The 14,321-nt window shown below is 63.1% G+C and carries 14 protein-coding genes and 1 riboswitch; of the genes, 1 reads left to right on the top strand and 13 read right to left on the bottom strand.

Annotated elements, in window-relative coordinates; genetic code table 11:
* The 12 genes from thiS to nadA form a co-directional block, all read right to left on the bottom strand.
* Positions 1 to 198: a sulfur carrier protein ThiS gene (thiS, locus tag ASD12_RS16285; RefSeq protein ID WP_056587951.1), complete on the bottom strand. Its 198-nt coding sequence runs from the start codon at positions 196 to 198 to the stop codon at positions 1 to 3.
* Complete coding sequence (gene thiO / locus ASD12_RS16280) at positions 167 to 1,168, bottom strand: glycine oxidase ThiO (protein ID WP_056587948.1); 1,002 nt, start codon at positions 1,166 to 1,168, stop codon at positions 167 to 169. The genes thiS and thiO overlap by 32 nt, the downstream gene beginning before the upstream one ends.
* On the bottom strand, positions 1,165 to 3,000 hold the full coding sequence (gene thiC, locus ASD12_RS16275) for a phosphomethylpyrimidine synthase ThiC (protein ID WP_056587944.1): 1,836 nt from the start codon (positions 2,998 to 3,000) through the stop codon (positions 1,165 to 1,167). The genes thiO and thiC overlap by 4 nt, the downstream gene beginning before the upstream one ends.
* Positions 3,001 to 3,106: 106 nt before the next feature.
* Positions 3,107 to 3,223: riboswitch (TPP riboswitch) on the bottom strand.
* A 106-nt stretch (positions 3,224 to 3,329) separates the two neighbouring features.
* Positions 3,330 to 3,782 carry an aspartate 1-decarboxylase gene (panD, locus tag ASD12_RS16270; RefSeq protein WP_056587937.1) on the bottom strand — a complete coding sequence of 151 codons (453 nt, stop codon included), beginning with the start codon at positions 3,780 to 3,782 and terminating at the stop codon, positions 3,330 to 3,332.
* A 56-nt stretch (positions 3,783 to 3,838) separates the two neighbouring features.
* Positions 3,839 to 4,822: a beta-ketoacyl-ACP synthase III gene (locus ASD12_RS16265; protein ID WP_056587934.1), complete on the bottom strand. Its 984-nt coding sequence runs from the start codon at positions 4,820 to 4,822 to the stop codon at positions 3,839 to 3,841.
* On the bottom strand, positions 4,819 to 6,084 hold the full coding sequence (locus ASD12_RS16260; protein ID WP_056587932.1) for an adenosylmethionine--8-amino-7-oxononanoate transaminase: 1,266 nt from the start codon (positions 6,082 to 6,084) through the stop codon (positions 4,819 to 4,821). Before ASD12_RS16260 ends, ASD12_RS16265 begins: the two co-directional genes overlap by 4 nt.
* On the bottom strand, positions 6,084 to 6,719 hold the full coding sequence (gene bioD / locus ASD12_RS16255; RefSeq protein WP_056587929.1) for a dethiobiotin synthase: 636 nt from the start codon (positions 6,717 to 6,719) through the stop codon (positions 6,084 to 6,086). Before bioD ends, ASD12_RS16260 begins: the two co-directional genes overlap by 1 nt.
* Positions 6,716 to 7,855 carry an 8-amino-7-oxononanoate synthase gene (locus tag ASD12_RS16250; protein ID WP_056587927.1) on the bottom strand — a complete coding sequence of 380 codons (1,140 nt, stop codon included), beginning with the start codon at positions 7,853 to 7,855 and terminating at the stop codon, positions 6,716 to 6,718. Before ASD12_RS16250 ends, bioD begins: the two co-directional genes overlap by 4 nt.
* A complete protein-coding gene (bioB, locus tag ASD12_RS16245) occupies positions 7,852 to 8,853 on the bottom strand; it encodes a biotin synthase BioB (protein WP_056588057.1) in 1,002 nt (333 codons plus the stop codon). The genes ASD12_RS16250 and bioB overlap by 4 nt, the downstream gene beginning before the upstream one ends.
* Positions 8,854 to 8,904: 51 nt before the next feature.
* Positions 8,905 to 9,732 (bottom strand): carboxylating nicotinate-nucleotide diphosphorylase, encoded by an 828-nt coding sequence (gene nadC / locus ASD12_RS16240; RefSeq protein WP_056588054.1) that lies wholly within the window; start codon positions 9,730 to 9,732, stop codon positions 8,905 to 8,907.
* A 26-nt stretch (positions 9,733 to 9,758) separates the two neighbouring features.
* A complete protein-coding gene (locus ASD12_RS16235) occupies positions 9,759 to 11,300 on the bottom strand; it encodes an L-aspartate oxidase (protein WP_056587924.1) in 1,542 nt (513 codons plus the stop codon).
* A complete protein-coding gene (gene nadA, locus ASD12_RS16230) occupies positions 11,297 to 12,271 on the bottom strand; it encodes a quinolinate synthase NadA (RefSeq protein ID WP_056587921.1) in 975 nt (324 codons plus the stop codon). The genes ASD12_RS16235 and nadA overlap by 4 nt, the downstream gene beginning before the upstream one ends.
* Before the next feature lie 595 nt (positions 12,272 to 12,866).
* On the opposite strand from nadA, the gene ASD12_RS16225 reads away from it, so the two are divergent.
* Positions 12,867 to 13,088 carry a hypothetical protein gene (locus ASD12_RS16225; protein WP_056587917.1) on the top strand — a complete coding sequence of 74 codons (222 nt, stop codon included), beginning with the start codon at positions 12,867 to 12,869 and terminating at the stop codon, positions 13,086 to 13,088.
* A 135-nt stretch (positions 13,089 to 13,223) separates the two neighbouring features.
* On the opposite strand, the gene ASD12_RS16220 is transcribed toward ASD12_RS16225, so the two are convergent.
* On the bottom strand, positions 13,224 to 14,114 hold the full coding sequence (locus tag ASD12_RS16220; protein WP_056587914.1) for a LysR family transcriptional regulator: 891 nt from the start codon (positions 14,112 to 14,114) through the stop codon (positions 13,224 to 13,226).
* Between the last annotated feature and the right edge of the window lie 207 nt (positions 14,115 to 14,321).

Below are 14,321 nucleotides of genomic sequence, written 5' to 3'. Positions count from 1 at the left end.
CTAGCCTCCCTGCATGGGCGAGAGGATTTCGATCCGGTCGCCGTCGCTCAATCGGAATTCCGCCCGGCTGGCTTTGTGCACCAGGTCGCTGTTGACGGCCGTTGCCAGCCAATCGCCCTCATAGTCGAGTGCGGCAAGCAACTCGGCCAGCGTGGTGGCAGCAACCTCATGCGCTTCGCCGTTGACCATCAGTTTCATGAGTAAGTTCCTTGGTTCCGTCTTGATTGAAAACCAGGTCGGCCGCCTGGCGCGCCATGGCGGGAGCGAGAAGAAAACCATGGCGATAGAGCCCGTTGATCGCGATAATCTCACCGCTCGTTTCGACGCGCGGCAGGTTGTCGGCAAAGGCCGGACGAACGCCGACACCGGTTTCAACGATCTCGGCCTCGCCAAAGGCCGGATGAAGGGCATAGGCGGCGCCTAGCAGTTCCATCATCGAACGCGCGGTGACCGGACCGACGGACCGGCTTTCAACCATCGTCGCGCCGATCATGAACTGCGTGTCGGCACGCGGTACCGCGTAGAGTGGAAAACGCGGATGAAGCAGCCGGACCGGGCGCGACAGCGAGATATCAGGCGTGCGCAGGATCAGCATTTCGCCGCGAACGCCGCGCAGCCTGTCATCGGCTGCTGCCATTCCCGTGCAGTCGATCTGGCGATCGAAACCGGAACCATGCTGGGCGTCGGCGCCGAAGCGGAACTCAGCACCCATGGCCGCGAGCTTGTCATGAAGTGCTGCCATCGCCAGGCGCGGATCGAGATGAGCCTCATCGAGGAACAGCAATCCACGCCGGAAGCGGCCGGCGAGGTCGGGCTCCAGCAACGCGATCTCATCCTCATCGACACGCCGATGACCCGACGTGCGGCTGGCGAACCGCTCGAGTTCGCCCGCATCGCGCGGCGCGGCCACGACCAGCGTGCCGGCCCGTATGACCTGGCCCGGCGTTGCCGCATCCCACCAGTCGGCGGCATCGCGTCCGAGATCCAGCACCGGCTGCTCGGCGCTTTCGCGCTCGCACCATGGCGCCAGCATGCCGCCCGCGAACCACGACGCATTACCACCGAGGGCATGTCTTGTCTCGGCAACTGCCACCGCCGCGCCGCGTGTGGCGAACTCGAAGGCGGCGGTGAGGCCGGCGACGCCGGCCCCTTTAACCAGCACCCTCATGATGGCCCATGCGCCTCCGGCATGAGCGGTGCGCCGGCCTCGTCCGCCGGCACATAGAGATCGCCGCCTTCGCGATATTTCGCCGCCATCGCCGCCATACCCTCCTTCTGTACCTCGGCGCGGATGTCGTGGGAGATGCGCATGGAGCAGAATTTCGGCCCGCACATCGAGCAGAAATGGGCCACCTTATGCGCCTCCTTGGGCAAGGTCTGGTCGTGGAAGGACCGCGCGGTTTCGGGGTCGAGCGACAGGTTGAACTGGTCCTCCCAGCGGAACTCGAAGCGCGCGCGGGAAAGGGCATCGTCCCTGACTTTTGCTGCCGGATGGCCCTTCGCCAGGTCGGCGGCATGGGCGGCGATCTTGTAGGTGATCACGCCGATCTTGACGTCGTTTCGATCGGGAAGGCCGAGATGCTCCTTGGGCGTGACGTAGCAAAGCATGGCGGTGCCGAACCAGCCGATCATGGCAGCACCAATGCCGGAGGTGATGTGGTCATAGCCCGGCGCGATGTCGGTCGTCAGCGGTCCAAGCGTGTAGAAGGGCGCCTCGCCGCAGACGGCGAGCTGCTTGTCCATGTTCTCCTTGATCTTGTGCATCGGCACGTGGCCAGGCCCCTCGATCATCACCTGGCAATCCTTCGCCCAGGCGATCTGCGTCAGCTCGCCCAGCGTTTCCAGTTCGGCGAATTGTGCCGCGTCGTTGGCATCGGCGATCGAGCCCGGGCGAAGGCCGTCGCCGAGCGAAAAGGACACGTCATAGGCGCGGCAGATGTCGCAGATTTCCGCGAAATGCTCGTAGAGGAAGCTTTCGCGGTGATGGTGCAGGCACCATTTGGCCATGATCGAGCCACCGCGCGAGACGATGCCGGTGACCCGGTCAACGGTCAGCGGGATGTAGTGCAGCCGCACGCCGGCGTGGATGGTGAAATAGTCGACGCCCTGCTCGGCCTGTTCGATCAGCGTGTCACGGTAGACCTCCCAGGTCAGGTCCTCGGCAATGCCGCCGACCTTCTCAAGCGCCTGGTAGAGTGGCACCGTGCCGATCGGCACTGGCGCGTTGCGCACGATCCAGTCGCGGATGTTGTGGATGTTGCGGCCGGTCGACAGGTCCATCACCGTATCGGCGCCCCAGCGGATCGCCCAGACCATCTTCTCGACCTCCTCGGCCATCGAGGAGGTGACGGCGGAGTTGCCGATATTGGCATTGATCTTCACCAGGAAATTGCGACCGATGATCATCGGCTCGCTCTCGGGATGATTGATGTTGGCAGGAATGATTGCCCGCCCGCGCGCCACCTCTTCGCGCACGAATTCGGGCGTGACGAAGTCGGGGAGCGCGGCGCCGAAGGATTCGCCGTCGCGCTCAAGCTTGCCGCGCAGGATCTCGCGGCCAAGGTTCTCGCGGATGGCGACGAACTCCATTTCGGGCGTGATGATGCCGGCGCGCGCATAGGCAAGCTGGGTCACCGCCTTGCCCTGCTTGGCCTTGAGCGGCCGGTTGCGAATGGGAAATTCCGGCGTCAGGCGCTCGCCCGCCGCAAATCCATTGTCTTCCGGCCGGACATGGCGGCCGTCATAGGCTTCGACATCGCCACGTGCCGTAATCCATTCATGGCGAAGTCGGGCGAGGCCCTTTTCGATGCTGGTGTCGACAGTCGGGTCGGTATACGGGCCGGACGGATCGTAGACAGTGACGGGCGGTTCACCCGCTGTCGGATGGACGGAGATTTCGCGCATCGGCACCCTGATCTGCGGGTGGATCGCACCAGGCTTGTGGATTTTCCGCGAGGCGGGCAGTGGTCCCGTCGACACGGCGGGGGTGAGGGCATTCATCTTGAGGCTCCTTTGCTCATTGCATTGGAGACCCAGTTCTGTGCCGGAAGGATGAAAAGACGCTTCTGCAGACCTGCTTGGAAACAGGTCTTCGGGCGTGAACTCCCGCAAAGCGCTTGCACCGTCCCTACGCCAGTATGAACTGGATCAGGTTCAACGGGTCACTGCGCCGCGAAAGCTAGCAGTATCTCAGCCCCTTGCCGGGACTCCCCTGGTGAATGCTCCGAGTTGCACGGGCCGGCGCTATCTTGTCAAGCGCATTCGGCCCGCGGCGTTGTTCGGCAGCCAATTAAACCGGGCAGAAAGCTCGCCCACGTATCGAGAGCAAGTCACGCCCCAGAGATCAGGGCAGGAGTGGGCAAAGCCTCGTTCGCCTCGTCAAGGATGGAGAAACCGTAACGGCCATATGCGTCAAGATCGACGGAGTAGCTCAAGCGGTCGAGTATGTGGTTGTCCTGGTCGAACGTGACGATCCGCGGCTTCAGCGAGGTGATGCGCGCCTCATCCAGGTAGATGGAGTTGCAGACAATGATCTGGTCGTCGGGCTGACAGGTGCGGGCCGCAGCTCCGTTGAGGATGCAGCATCGCGAGCCGCGCTCGCCGAGAATGACATAGGTCGAAATCCGCGCACCGGAATTCTTGTTCCATATCTCCACGAATTCCATGGGCAGGATCCCTGCTGCTTCGCAGTGGTCAGGGTCCAGCGTTATCGAACCATGGTAGTTGAGATTTGCTTCGGTGACGTAGATGCCGTGCAGCTTACCGGCGACTAGCTTTCGCATTGGTTCTGTTGTCCTATTCACCATACAAGGTCAATCTTGGCAGCCGGTTCGCGCCACTAAAATCCAACAACGAGCGCACCGCCGCTGAGACCCGCACCCGCTGCCGCCAAGAGGATCGTTTCACCCAGGCGAAAAGGCTCCATCTGGTGGGCTAGCGAGAGCGACAGCGGGATCGTCGCGGCGGAAGAGTTGCCGTAGTCGGCGATCGTCTTGACGATTGCTTGATCTGCCACGCCAAGGTTCCTGCCGACCGCATCGAAAATGCGGGCATTGGCCTGGTGCGGCACGAACCGATCGATGGCCTGCGGCTGCAACTGGGCCGCGGCGAGCGCGTCCTTTGAACATGCAGTCATCATGTCCACGGCCCTGGCGAACACCTCACGACCATCGCTCATCATCATTCGGGTCTGCTCAAGGTCGAGGTCGCCATGAAACGGCGTGTTGCTTCCGCCCGCCGGAATCTGGATCAGCCCGTAGCGTGAACCGTCCGAATCCACCGACGCGCCGAGAATGCCCCGATCCGGGTCGTCGCACGGACCAATCACCAGGGCGCCGGCGGCATCGGCGAAAAGGACCGAGCTCGCACGCTCGGCTGGATTGATGCGGCGGCTGAGGATGTTGGCGGCGATGACCAGCGCTGGTTTGCCGTGCAGGCGGGTGAATCCATCCGCAAACATCAGCGCATAGATGAAGCCGGCGCAGGCGCCCGTCAGATCGACCGCGCCTGCGCGGCCAAGGCCGAGCTTGTGCGCGACCAAGGGTGCACTGGGCGGCAGTAGGTGATCGGGCGTCGAGGTGGCAAGCAACAGCAGGCCGATGTCGCTGCGGTCAATACCGGCATTCGCCAGCGCCATGTCGCCGGCCTGCGTGGCAAGACCGGACAGCGTATCTTCGTCCGTTGCCCAGAAGCGGGAACGGATTCCGGTGCGCCTTTCGATCCAGCCCGGCTCGAGGCCGAGATTGGTCTCGATCTCGGCATTCGCCACTTTGCGGCCAGGCGCATGGTGGCCAAATCCGAGAATCCGCGACGACCTGCTCATGGCTTTGAGCCGAAGCGGTCGCCGGCCTCCTCGATGGCGCCATAGAGCCCGTCCAGTTCCTCGCCGGTGATGCAATAAGGCGGCAAAAGATAGAGGACATTGCCAAGCGGGCGCACAAGCAGGCCGCGCTCAAGGAAAAAGGCGCGCAGTTTCGGCCCGATCTCGGCCAGATAGCCGGCCGAGCCGGTGCGCAGATCGAGGGCCGCGATCGTGCCGGTCGTCCTCCTGTCGGTGAAGTTGGCATTGTTACGAAAGCGCCGAAGCCCGGCGGCCTGCATTGCACTCAACGCCGCGACCCGCTCGGCCACCGGCTCGTCGCGCCAGATCTCCACATTGGCGAGTGCTGCCGCGCAGGCAATCGGATTGGCGGTGTAGGAACTCGAATGGAAAAATGTCTTTTTCCGGTCCACCGAATAATGAGCCTGAAAGATCGCATCCGTGGCAAGCGTTGCGGCCAGCGGGACTACGCCGCCAGTCAGGCCCTTCGAGGTGCACAGGATGTCCGGAGAGATGGACGCCTGCTCGCAGGCAAACATGGTTCCGGTGCGCCCCCAGCCGGTCATCACCTCGTCGGCGATCAGCAGCGTGCCGGAGGCCTCGGCGATCTTCTTCAACTCGGTGAGAACCCAGGCCGGATACATCAGCATGCCGCCGGCGCCGAGCACCAGCGGCTCGACGATCAGTGCGGCCGCGCGCCGGTCGCGGCTGACGGCCTCGAACCGATCCAGCGTCTCCTGCTCTCGCCCGGCGGCCGGGAAGGAGATGGTGTCGACCTCGAACAGCAACGGCTCGTAGGCAGCGTTGAACACGCCGCGGGCGCCGACGCTCATCGTGCCGATCGTGTCGCCATGGTAGCTGTGCTCCATGACGACGATGCGCGAGCGCGGCGCGCCGATGTTGCGGAAATAGCCGAGCGCCATCTTCAGCGCGACCTCGACGGAGGTCGAGCCGCTGTCGGAATAGAACACCCAGTCGAGACCGGCGGGAGCGAGGCCGACAAGTGCCTTGGCCAGGCGTTCGGCCGGCTCGTGGGTGAAGCCGGCGAAGATGATCTGGTCGAGGCTCGCCGCGGTCGTCTCGATGGCCTTGATGATGCGGGGATGGCGGTGGCCGTGGGTGACGACCCACCAGGAAGAAATAGCATCCAGGATGCGCGTGCCGTCGGCCTTGTGGAGGTAGGCGCCTTCCGTCCGGACGATTTCAGGGATCGCGGTCTCGAGTGCGTGCTGCGTGAACGGATGCCACACATGGGACTGCGACATCATTCGCCTCCTGCGATCGCTGTGAGGTCGAAGCCGGCAACCATCGCGTCCCTCAGCGTTTCACCCGTCAGCGCGTCGAGGTGCGGCAGCCTGCCGAGTTGCGGCACGCCGCCGAATTCCGCGATCGTCCTTTGCGTATCGGCTACCTCGTCGCCGATGAAGGCGACGCCGATCAGCGGGATAGAGCGGGCTCGCAGGGCCTCGATCGACAGCAGCGTGTGGTTGATTGTGCCGAGCGCGGTGCGCGCGCAAAGGATGACTGGCAGTTGCCACTCCCGGAAGATATCGATGAACTTTGTCTGTCGATTGAGCGGCACCATCAGTCCGCCGGCGCCCTCGATGATGAGCGGACCGGGCAAGTCTGGGAGTGAGAGCTTGGCCGCCTCGATCGCAACGCCGTCGATTTCGGCTGATCGATGCGGCGACAGCGGCATCCTCAGACGGTAAACCTCTGGCAGGATGCGCCCGGCGGGCAAGCCGGAAAGCCGGGCAACGACCTCACTGTCAGTCTCCTCATCGAGGCCCGATTGAACCGGCTTCCAGTAGAAGCCGTCGAGCAGGCCGGCGAGCCCGGCCGAAAATACTGTCTTGCCAATTCCGGTATCCGTTCCGGTGATGACGATGCGCTTGGTCATGCCGAGGCCAACACTTCGACGAGCGCCTCGACCATGGCGGAAATGTCGGCTTCGCCGACATTGAGCGTCAGCGAAATGCGCAGCCGCGACGTGCCCTCGGGAACCGTCGGCGGACGAATGCCGCGAATGTCGAAACCGCGCGCCTGCAGTGCTGCCGCCACCGCCATGGTGCGCCTGTTGTCGCCGATAACAAAGGGCTGGATCTGCGAGCCGCTGGCCTTCACGCCGCAGCGCTCGGCCAATTGGCGGCCCGCCAAGGCAACGCGCTCCTGCAATTGGACACGGCGTTGCGGCTCATCGGACAGCATGGCAATCGCTTCGCGCGCTGCCACGGCCATCAGCGGCGACGGCGCTGTGGAATAGATGAATGGCCGGCAGCGGTTGACGAGATAGTCGCACAGCAGTCCCGGCCCGGTGACCAGCGCACCGGACGCGCCGAGCGCCTTGCCGCAGGTATGGAGCGCAATGATGTTGTCGCGGCCCTCGAAAGCGGCGGCAAGGCCGCGGCCGTCCGGTCCCCAGACGCCGGTAGCATGCGCCTCGTCGACGACGATGAACGCCTCGTGCCGATCGGCAAGCGCGACCAGGCCCTCCATCGGCGCGCGGTCGCCATCCATGCTGTAGAGGCTTTCGACCACGATCCAGACGCGCCCGGTGCCGCCCTCGGCGCGCCAGCGCGTGATTGCATCCTCGAAGGCATCGACATCGTTATGCGTTACCAGCTTGAACTCGGCGCGGCCAGCACGAGCCCCCTCATGCATGCTGGCATGAGCGAGTTCGTCGAGGACCAAAAGGTCGCCCTTCTGCGGCAGGGCGGTCAGCAGAGCGAAATTGGCGATGTAGCCGCTGCCGAAGAACAGCGCGCGGTCAGCTCCGAAGAACACCGCAGCGTCCGCCTCCAGGGCCTCGTGTTCCGGCGCATTGCCGCGCAACAGCCGCGACCCGGTGGCGCCGACCGGCGTGCCCTGCGCGATCGCCACTGCCACCGCATCGCCTAGCCTTCTCGAAGCGGCAAGCCCGAGATAGTCGTTCGACGAGAAGTCGAGCCCGGTACGCGGCGACAGTGTCCGCAGCCGGTCCTTGCGCGCCAGTCCCTGCAAGGTCGCGTCATACCGGGCAAGAAGTGCTTCGTTCATTGTGTGCCGATTTCCATCGGCTCGATACCGAGGCGCTGGAACAACAGAGTATCCTTGTCCTCGCCGGGATTATCCGCCGTCAGCAGCGTGTCGCCGACGAAGATCGAGTTGGCGCCGGCAAAGAAGCACAGTGCCTGCATCTCGTCGGTCATGGCGGTGCGGCCGGCGGAAAGACGCACATGCGATTTCGGCATCATAATGCGCGCCAGCGCGATCACACGCACGAATTCGATAGGCTCGATGGGCTTGGCTTCGGCAAGCGGGGTGCCGGCGATCGGGATCAGCATGTTGATCGGAACGCTTTGCGGATGCTCCGGCAGACTGGCCAGCGTCACCAGCATGTCGACCCGGTCCACCGGTTCTTCGCCCATGCCGACAATGCCGCCGCAACAGACCTTGATGCCGGCTTGGCGAACCTGCTCGAGCGTATCGAGCCGGTCAGCAAAGCTGCGCGTGCTGATGATCTCACTGTAGTAGCGTTCCGACGTATCGATGTTGTGGTTGTAATAGTCGAGACCAGCCTGCTTCAGACGAGTGGTCTGCTCAGGATCGAGCATGCCGAGGGTCATGCAGGTCTCCATGCCGAGCGCCTTGACGCCTTCGACCATCGCCACCACTGCATCCATGTCGCGCGTCTTGGGGTTTCGCCAGGCGGCTCCCATGCAATAACGTGTGGCGCCGGCGTCACGCGCCTTGGTCGCCTCGGCGATAACGCGCCTGACCTCCATCAGCTTCGACGCCTTCAGACCGGTTTCGTGATGCGCCGACTGGCTGCAATAGCCGCAATCTTCCGGACATCCGCCTGTCTTGATGCTGAGAAGCCGGCTGAGCTGGACCTTGTTGGGATCGAAATTCTGGCGGTGGACGGTCTGCGCCTGAAACAGCAGATCATTGAAGGGCGCGTCATGGAGCGCCCGAGCCTCTTCCAGAGTCCATATCCGGCCGCCGTCGAAGGATTGAACTTCAGGCTGGGTCTTTTCCGAAATCGCTGCGTGCATTTCCATGCTTCTTCCCCTTGCGTTGTGGCGGCGTAAGGTCAGATCCCACGATCAAAGTTCACGGTAATCGAGGCCGATATCGAGGATCGGCGCGCTGTGAGTCAACCAGCCGATAGAAATCAGATCGACACCTGTCGCGGCGATGGCAGGCGCGGTGGCGGCGGTGATCCTGCCGGACGCCTCGGTGATCACCCGGCCGGCCACCATGGCCACCGCCTGGCGCAGCTCGTCAACAGACATGTTGTCGAGCAGCACAGCGTCAGGAGCAAGCGCCAGGGCCTCTTCCAGCTGGGTAAGCGTATCAACCTCGACTTCGATCTTGACGAGATGGCCGACGCTCATTCGTGCCCGCTCGATTGCCGGGCGAATTCCGCCAGCGATCGCGATGTGGTTGTCCTTGATCAGGATCGCGTCGTCGAGACCGAAGCGGTGATTGGCACCACCGCCGGCGCGCACCGCATATTTTTCGACGGCTCGTAGACCAGGCGTCGTCTTGCGCGTGCAGACGATCTTTGCGCCGTGGGCGCGGACCGCCGCGACGACCGATGCCGTCGCCGTGGCGATGCCGCTCAGATGGCACAGGAAATTGAGCGCTGTCCGTTCCGCGGTGAGAATGGCCCGGGCCGGACCGCTCACCGTTGCAATAATCTCTCCTTGCGCGACACTACTTCCGTCCGCCCGCTCCACCGCGATTTCGACCTCAGGATCGATCAGCCTGAAAGCGAGCATTGCCAGATCGAGCCCGGCGACGGTTCCGGGCTGGCGGGCCGAAAGCACGGTCGTTGCCGGAAGGTCCTTCGGCACGATGGCATCGGTGGTCAGATCGCCGGCCCTGCCGAGGTCTTCCAGGAGAGCTGCCCGTACCAGAGGTTCGAGCATGATTGCGGGAAGTGGCGGCAGGTTCTTCACGGGACGCTTTCCAGCGTTGGGGAGGATGCGAGTTCCCGGGCCACGGCTATGGCCGCGTCAAGGGTGATCTGGGAGCGGCGGGCGACGGCCGCATGATGCGGAAAGTCCGTCCGGAAATGAGCGCCGCGGTTTTCGTGGCGCAGCAAGGCGGCAATCGCGATCATCAATCCAACAGCGGCGGGATCCGATGCCGCATCCTTACGCTCGGCGAGCGGCAACAAGGTGCGTGCGGCGGCCTTCAATGCCTCACCGTCCCGCAAGACGCCGAGCGCGCGCGATAGAAGGGGGCGCACGGTTGTCGGGTCGGGCGAAGGGCAGTCGCTTGCAATCGCCGGCTTTGTCCGGCGGGCAGGGGTTCCCGTCAGGCTTTCCGCGACCCAACGCGCGCAGACGACGGCCTCGGTCAAGGAATTGCTGGCCAGCCGGTTGGCGCCATGCAGCCCGGTCGAGGCGACTTCGCCGCAAGCCCACAGTCCCGGAACGGACGTGCGCCCGGCCAGATTCACGGCGACACCACCCATGTGATAGTGCTGCGCCGGCCTGATCGGAATGAGGCCACGCGCCGGGTCGATGCCGGCCTTGCCGCAGGCCGAGGCGATCGTCGGAAATTGCTGCGCGAACGTCGCGCCTGGCTTGTCGCGGACGTCGAGGAAAACGCGGTGGCCATTCGCAAGATGCCTCCATACAGCGCGCGCCACGATGTCTCGCGGTGCGAGTTCCGCACCTGGCAAGCCGTCCAGGATCCGTCGGCCTGTCTCGTCAACGATCACCGCACCTTCGCCGCGAACCGCTTCGCTGATGAGCGGCATCGGACGGCCTGGCCCGTCAAGCGCGGTCGGATGGAACTGGATGAACTCCAGGTCGGCAAGCACAGCACCGGCACGCGCTGCGAGCGCAAGGCCCTGTCCGCAACTGCCGAGCGGGTTTGTCGTGTCGTGGAACAAGCCACCGATCCCGCCAGTGGCGAGAACGACCCGTCCTGTGGCGAGGAACACCGGACCCGTCGAACAGTTCGCCAGCACCCCGGTGATCCTGCCGTCCTCCACCGCCAGCCGGCGCGCTTCGATGCCCTCGACAACTTCAACTGTCGGCGTCAAGCGGACGGCCGCGACTAGCGCGCGCATGACCTCCCGTCCGCTCCCGTCGCCCCCGGCATGGACGATACGCCGCCTGCTGTGCGCGGCTTCCAGCCCGAGACGAAGGGCGCCTGCAGGTTTGCGATCGAAGCGAACCCCAAGACGCGCCAGATCCTCCATTGCGGCGGGCGCCGCGTACACGATGCGCCTTGCCGCTTCCACATCGCAAAGACCGTCGCCTGCGGCAAGTGTATCGGCAAGATGGAGCGCCGGTTCATCATCCTCGCCCAGGCTGGCGGCAAGGCCGCCTTGCGCCCAGGTGCTCGACGCGTCCGCGCCAAGCGCGGATCTCGACAAGAGAAGCACCGGCTCGGGCGCCAGGTGCAGCGCTGTCATCAGTCCGGCTATGCCGCCGCCGATGATGACTGGCCGCTCAGCGAGATCGCGGACGTCCACGCTCATACGGCCAGCATCCGCTCGACGGCCAGCCGCGCGCGCCCGGCAATTTCCGGTTCGATGGTTACGACATGGCGGTTTTGTTCGAGTGCGGTGCGGATGTTGGCAAGCGTTATCCGCTTCATGTGCGGGCAGAGATTGCAGGGACGGATGAACTCGACATCGGGGTGTTCGACCGCGACATTGTCGCTCATCGAGCACTCCGTCATCAGCACGACCCGCGCCGGTTTCTGTTGTCCGACATAGTCGGACATGGCGGCCGTCGAGCCGGAGAAATCTGCTTCCGCGACCAATTCTGGCGGGCACTCGGGATGCGCCAGCACGGTCACGCCGGGATGACTTTCGCGCAACTCCCTGATGTCAGCAGGCGTGAAGCGCTCATGCACCTCGCAATGACCCTTCCAGGCGATGATCTCAACGTCGGTCTGGGCGGCGATGTTCTGGGCCAGATACTCGTCCGGCAGCATGATCACCCGGGCAACACCGAGAGACTCGACGACGGCTTTGGCATTGCCCGAGGTGCAGCAGATGTCGGACTCAGCCTTCACAGTGGCGGAAGTGTTGACGTAGGTGACAATGGGCACGCCCGGGTAGCGCTGCCGCATGAGACGGACATCTTCGGCGGTAATGGAATCGGCGAGCGAGCAACCGGCTGCCGTGTCCGGAATGAGCACCGTCTTGTCGGGGTTGAGCAGCTTCGCGGTCTCGGCCATGAAATGCACGCCGGCGAGCACGATGACATCGGCCTCGACCGTCATTGCCTTGCGGGCGAGCGCCAGGCTGTCACCGACGATGTCGGCGACACAGTGGAAGATCTCCGGCGTCTGGTAGTTGTGCGCCAGGATGACTGCGTTTCTTTGCGCCTTGAGGTCGAGAATGGCATCGATGTCGCCAGCGAAGGCTGGCCATTCGATAGGTGGGATGACTCTCCGAACGCGGTCATAAAGCGCAGCAGTGCGGGTCGAGGTCTTGAGCACCGTTAGCTCCTTATACTCAGGCTGTAGCCAGACTTATCCTTAACCTAAGTCCAGGGGATGCTAAGCACGTGAAAGTGGCAATCTTGGTCCTGCGACAGTTCGCCCCGCCAACCGGCGGACGCAGCGCTCCTCCATTCGATGAGGGCTACTGCTGTTCTGCTGCAGCGCATTCGCGTGAGCCGTTTCTTGCAGGAGGTGCAGCCGATCAATCGTGTGCGTGCAGCGCGGTCGCCTGGACTTGACCGCGATGCCGGGCGGCTGGTGAAATTTCCTCGTATGACCGGCACTGAGCCAGCGTGTCTGCGCTGGCAGGCAGGCCCTGCTCCCGGGACTGGACGCTGCAGGCAGCCAGCACTGCTTTTAGGCCAATTGGCCGATAGAGCGACAACAGGGGAGTACGAGTAAACTTCATAGGCGCTGCACATCCGCCAGGGGTCAACTTCGTATCTCCGTGAGCCATCGTTCCGTTCCAATCATTCGGCGACTAATCACCAATATTGCATGGCTAGCCGCCGATGTAAACGTTGACATTGGCTGTTTTTGTGATGTATGGGTATTTTCGGCATAGTTTTGGAGCTGGCTGGCAGGGGGGCGCATGGAACGCGGTGGCAAGCGGGCGAGGCTGTTAGCGTCGGCAACAATCCTTCTGCTGCTTGGGACGCTAGACGGCTTGGTGTTTGATTGGCGGGGCACCTTGGCCTTGAGCAGTGTGCTTAAGGCCAGCATCGAAAAGCAGGCCGAAACCGCCGAAACCAAGGTAGCGATTTACGATGCGCTTTGGGCCGGGCTGCTTGGGGTGCCGGAAAGAAAACGGTAGCGGGCCATCGCGGCTCGCTCCAAGTGGCCCGACAGCCGGGTAACGTTTCAGCAGAGTAGTCAATTTCAACACTGTTCGAGGCTGGCCGCGCCTCGCACGACACGATGCGATTCCAGTGGCCGCGCTAGCTTGCTCCTAGCCTCTATGCTGCATCGCGACCTGTTGAGCAATTTCGGCCACGATCGAGTTCAAAGGCATATCGGCCCGCTTGAAGAAGCTGGCGGTGAAGGTCAGCACAGGCATCTCATGCCCGGTGTCGACGACACGCAATTGGCCTGCAGCAAGATGCTCGGCAACAACATGAGTGGGAATAGCGGCGACGCCAATGCCGTCTAGGGTCATCCGGATAATTGAGGAAAGCGATGAATTGGCGAAAATGCGGACTTTGTGCAAATGCGCTTTCTCGAGAATTTCCAGCAATTGCCAATAGGGTCGAGTTCGACGGGCGAAGGTGATGATTGGAAAGGCTGCCAGATCATCGAGCGTCACAGGGTCCGGCTTTAAAGGCAATTGCGTCGGCACTATCCAGCTGATGGGATAGTCGCAAAGCGGCAGGTTTGTAGCATTGCCGACGTTAACGGGTCCAATCAGCAACGCCACGTTGATACTTCCTTCGACCAGCGCGGCGGTCAAATTTGCTGATCCGTCAACGCTGACTTCCAGAGTGATCGACGGATATTCCTTATTCAAGCGTTTGAGCAGATCGGGAAGCCAAGTATGCACAATGGTTTCGGAAACACCAAGTTGGACCGTGGTTCCAAGGCCGTCGCGGCCCGCGATCGCCAGAATCATTTCAGTGCGAAGAGCCATGATCCGCTCAACGTAACCCAATAGCTCCCGTCCCTTGACCGTTAGGTGACTGCCGCGTTTGTCTCGCTCGAGAACTCGCACTTTGAGTTGCTGTTCGAGTTGGGCGATCCTGGCTGAGACGGCTGGCTGCGTTGTATTGAGTTTTTCGGCTGCCCGATGAAATCCACCCGTCTGGGCCACCACGTAAAAAGTCTCGAGCGTCCGCAGGTCAATCATAGGCACCACCCCTTTGGACTAGTTAGCCCTAGAGACCGGAGAACCCAAGCCAAAAATGCACATGACGGGCGCTGCCCGATGCGCTCCCTAGGTGATCCGTTGCGCAATCTGCACTCAAGCCAGCCGCCCTAAATGAGTGAGGCCGGCTGGGAAGCTACGACGGGTTTGCAAAGCCTTCGGCCGGGCAGCGCCCTTCGGCCAAAACGC

Origin of the sequence: Mesorhizobium sp. Root102, assembly GCF_001425625.1 — a bacterium.
Classification (GTDB): domain Bacteria; phylum Pseudomonadota; class Alphaproteobacteria; order Rhizobiales; family Rhizobiaceae; genus Mesorhizobium.
The sequence above is the reverse complement of the archived record's forward strand: the minus strand, read 5'-3'. Positions and strand labels throughout refer to the sequence as shown.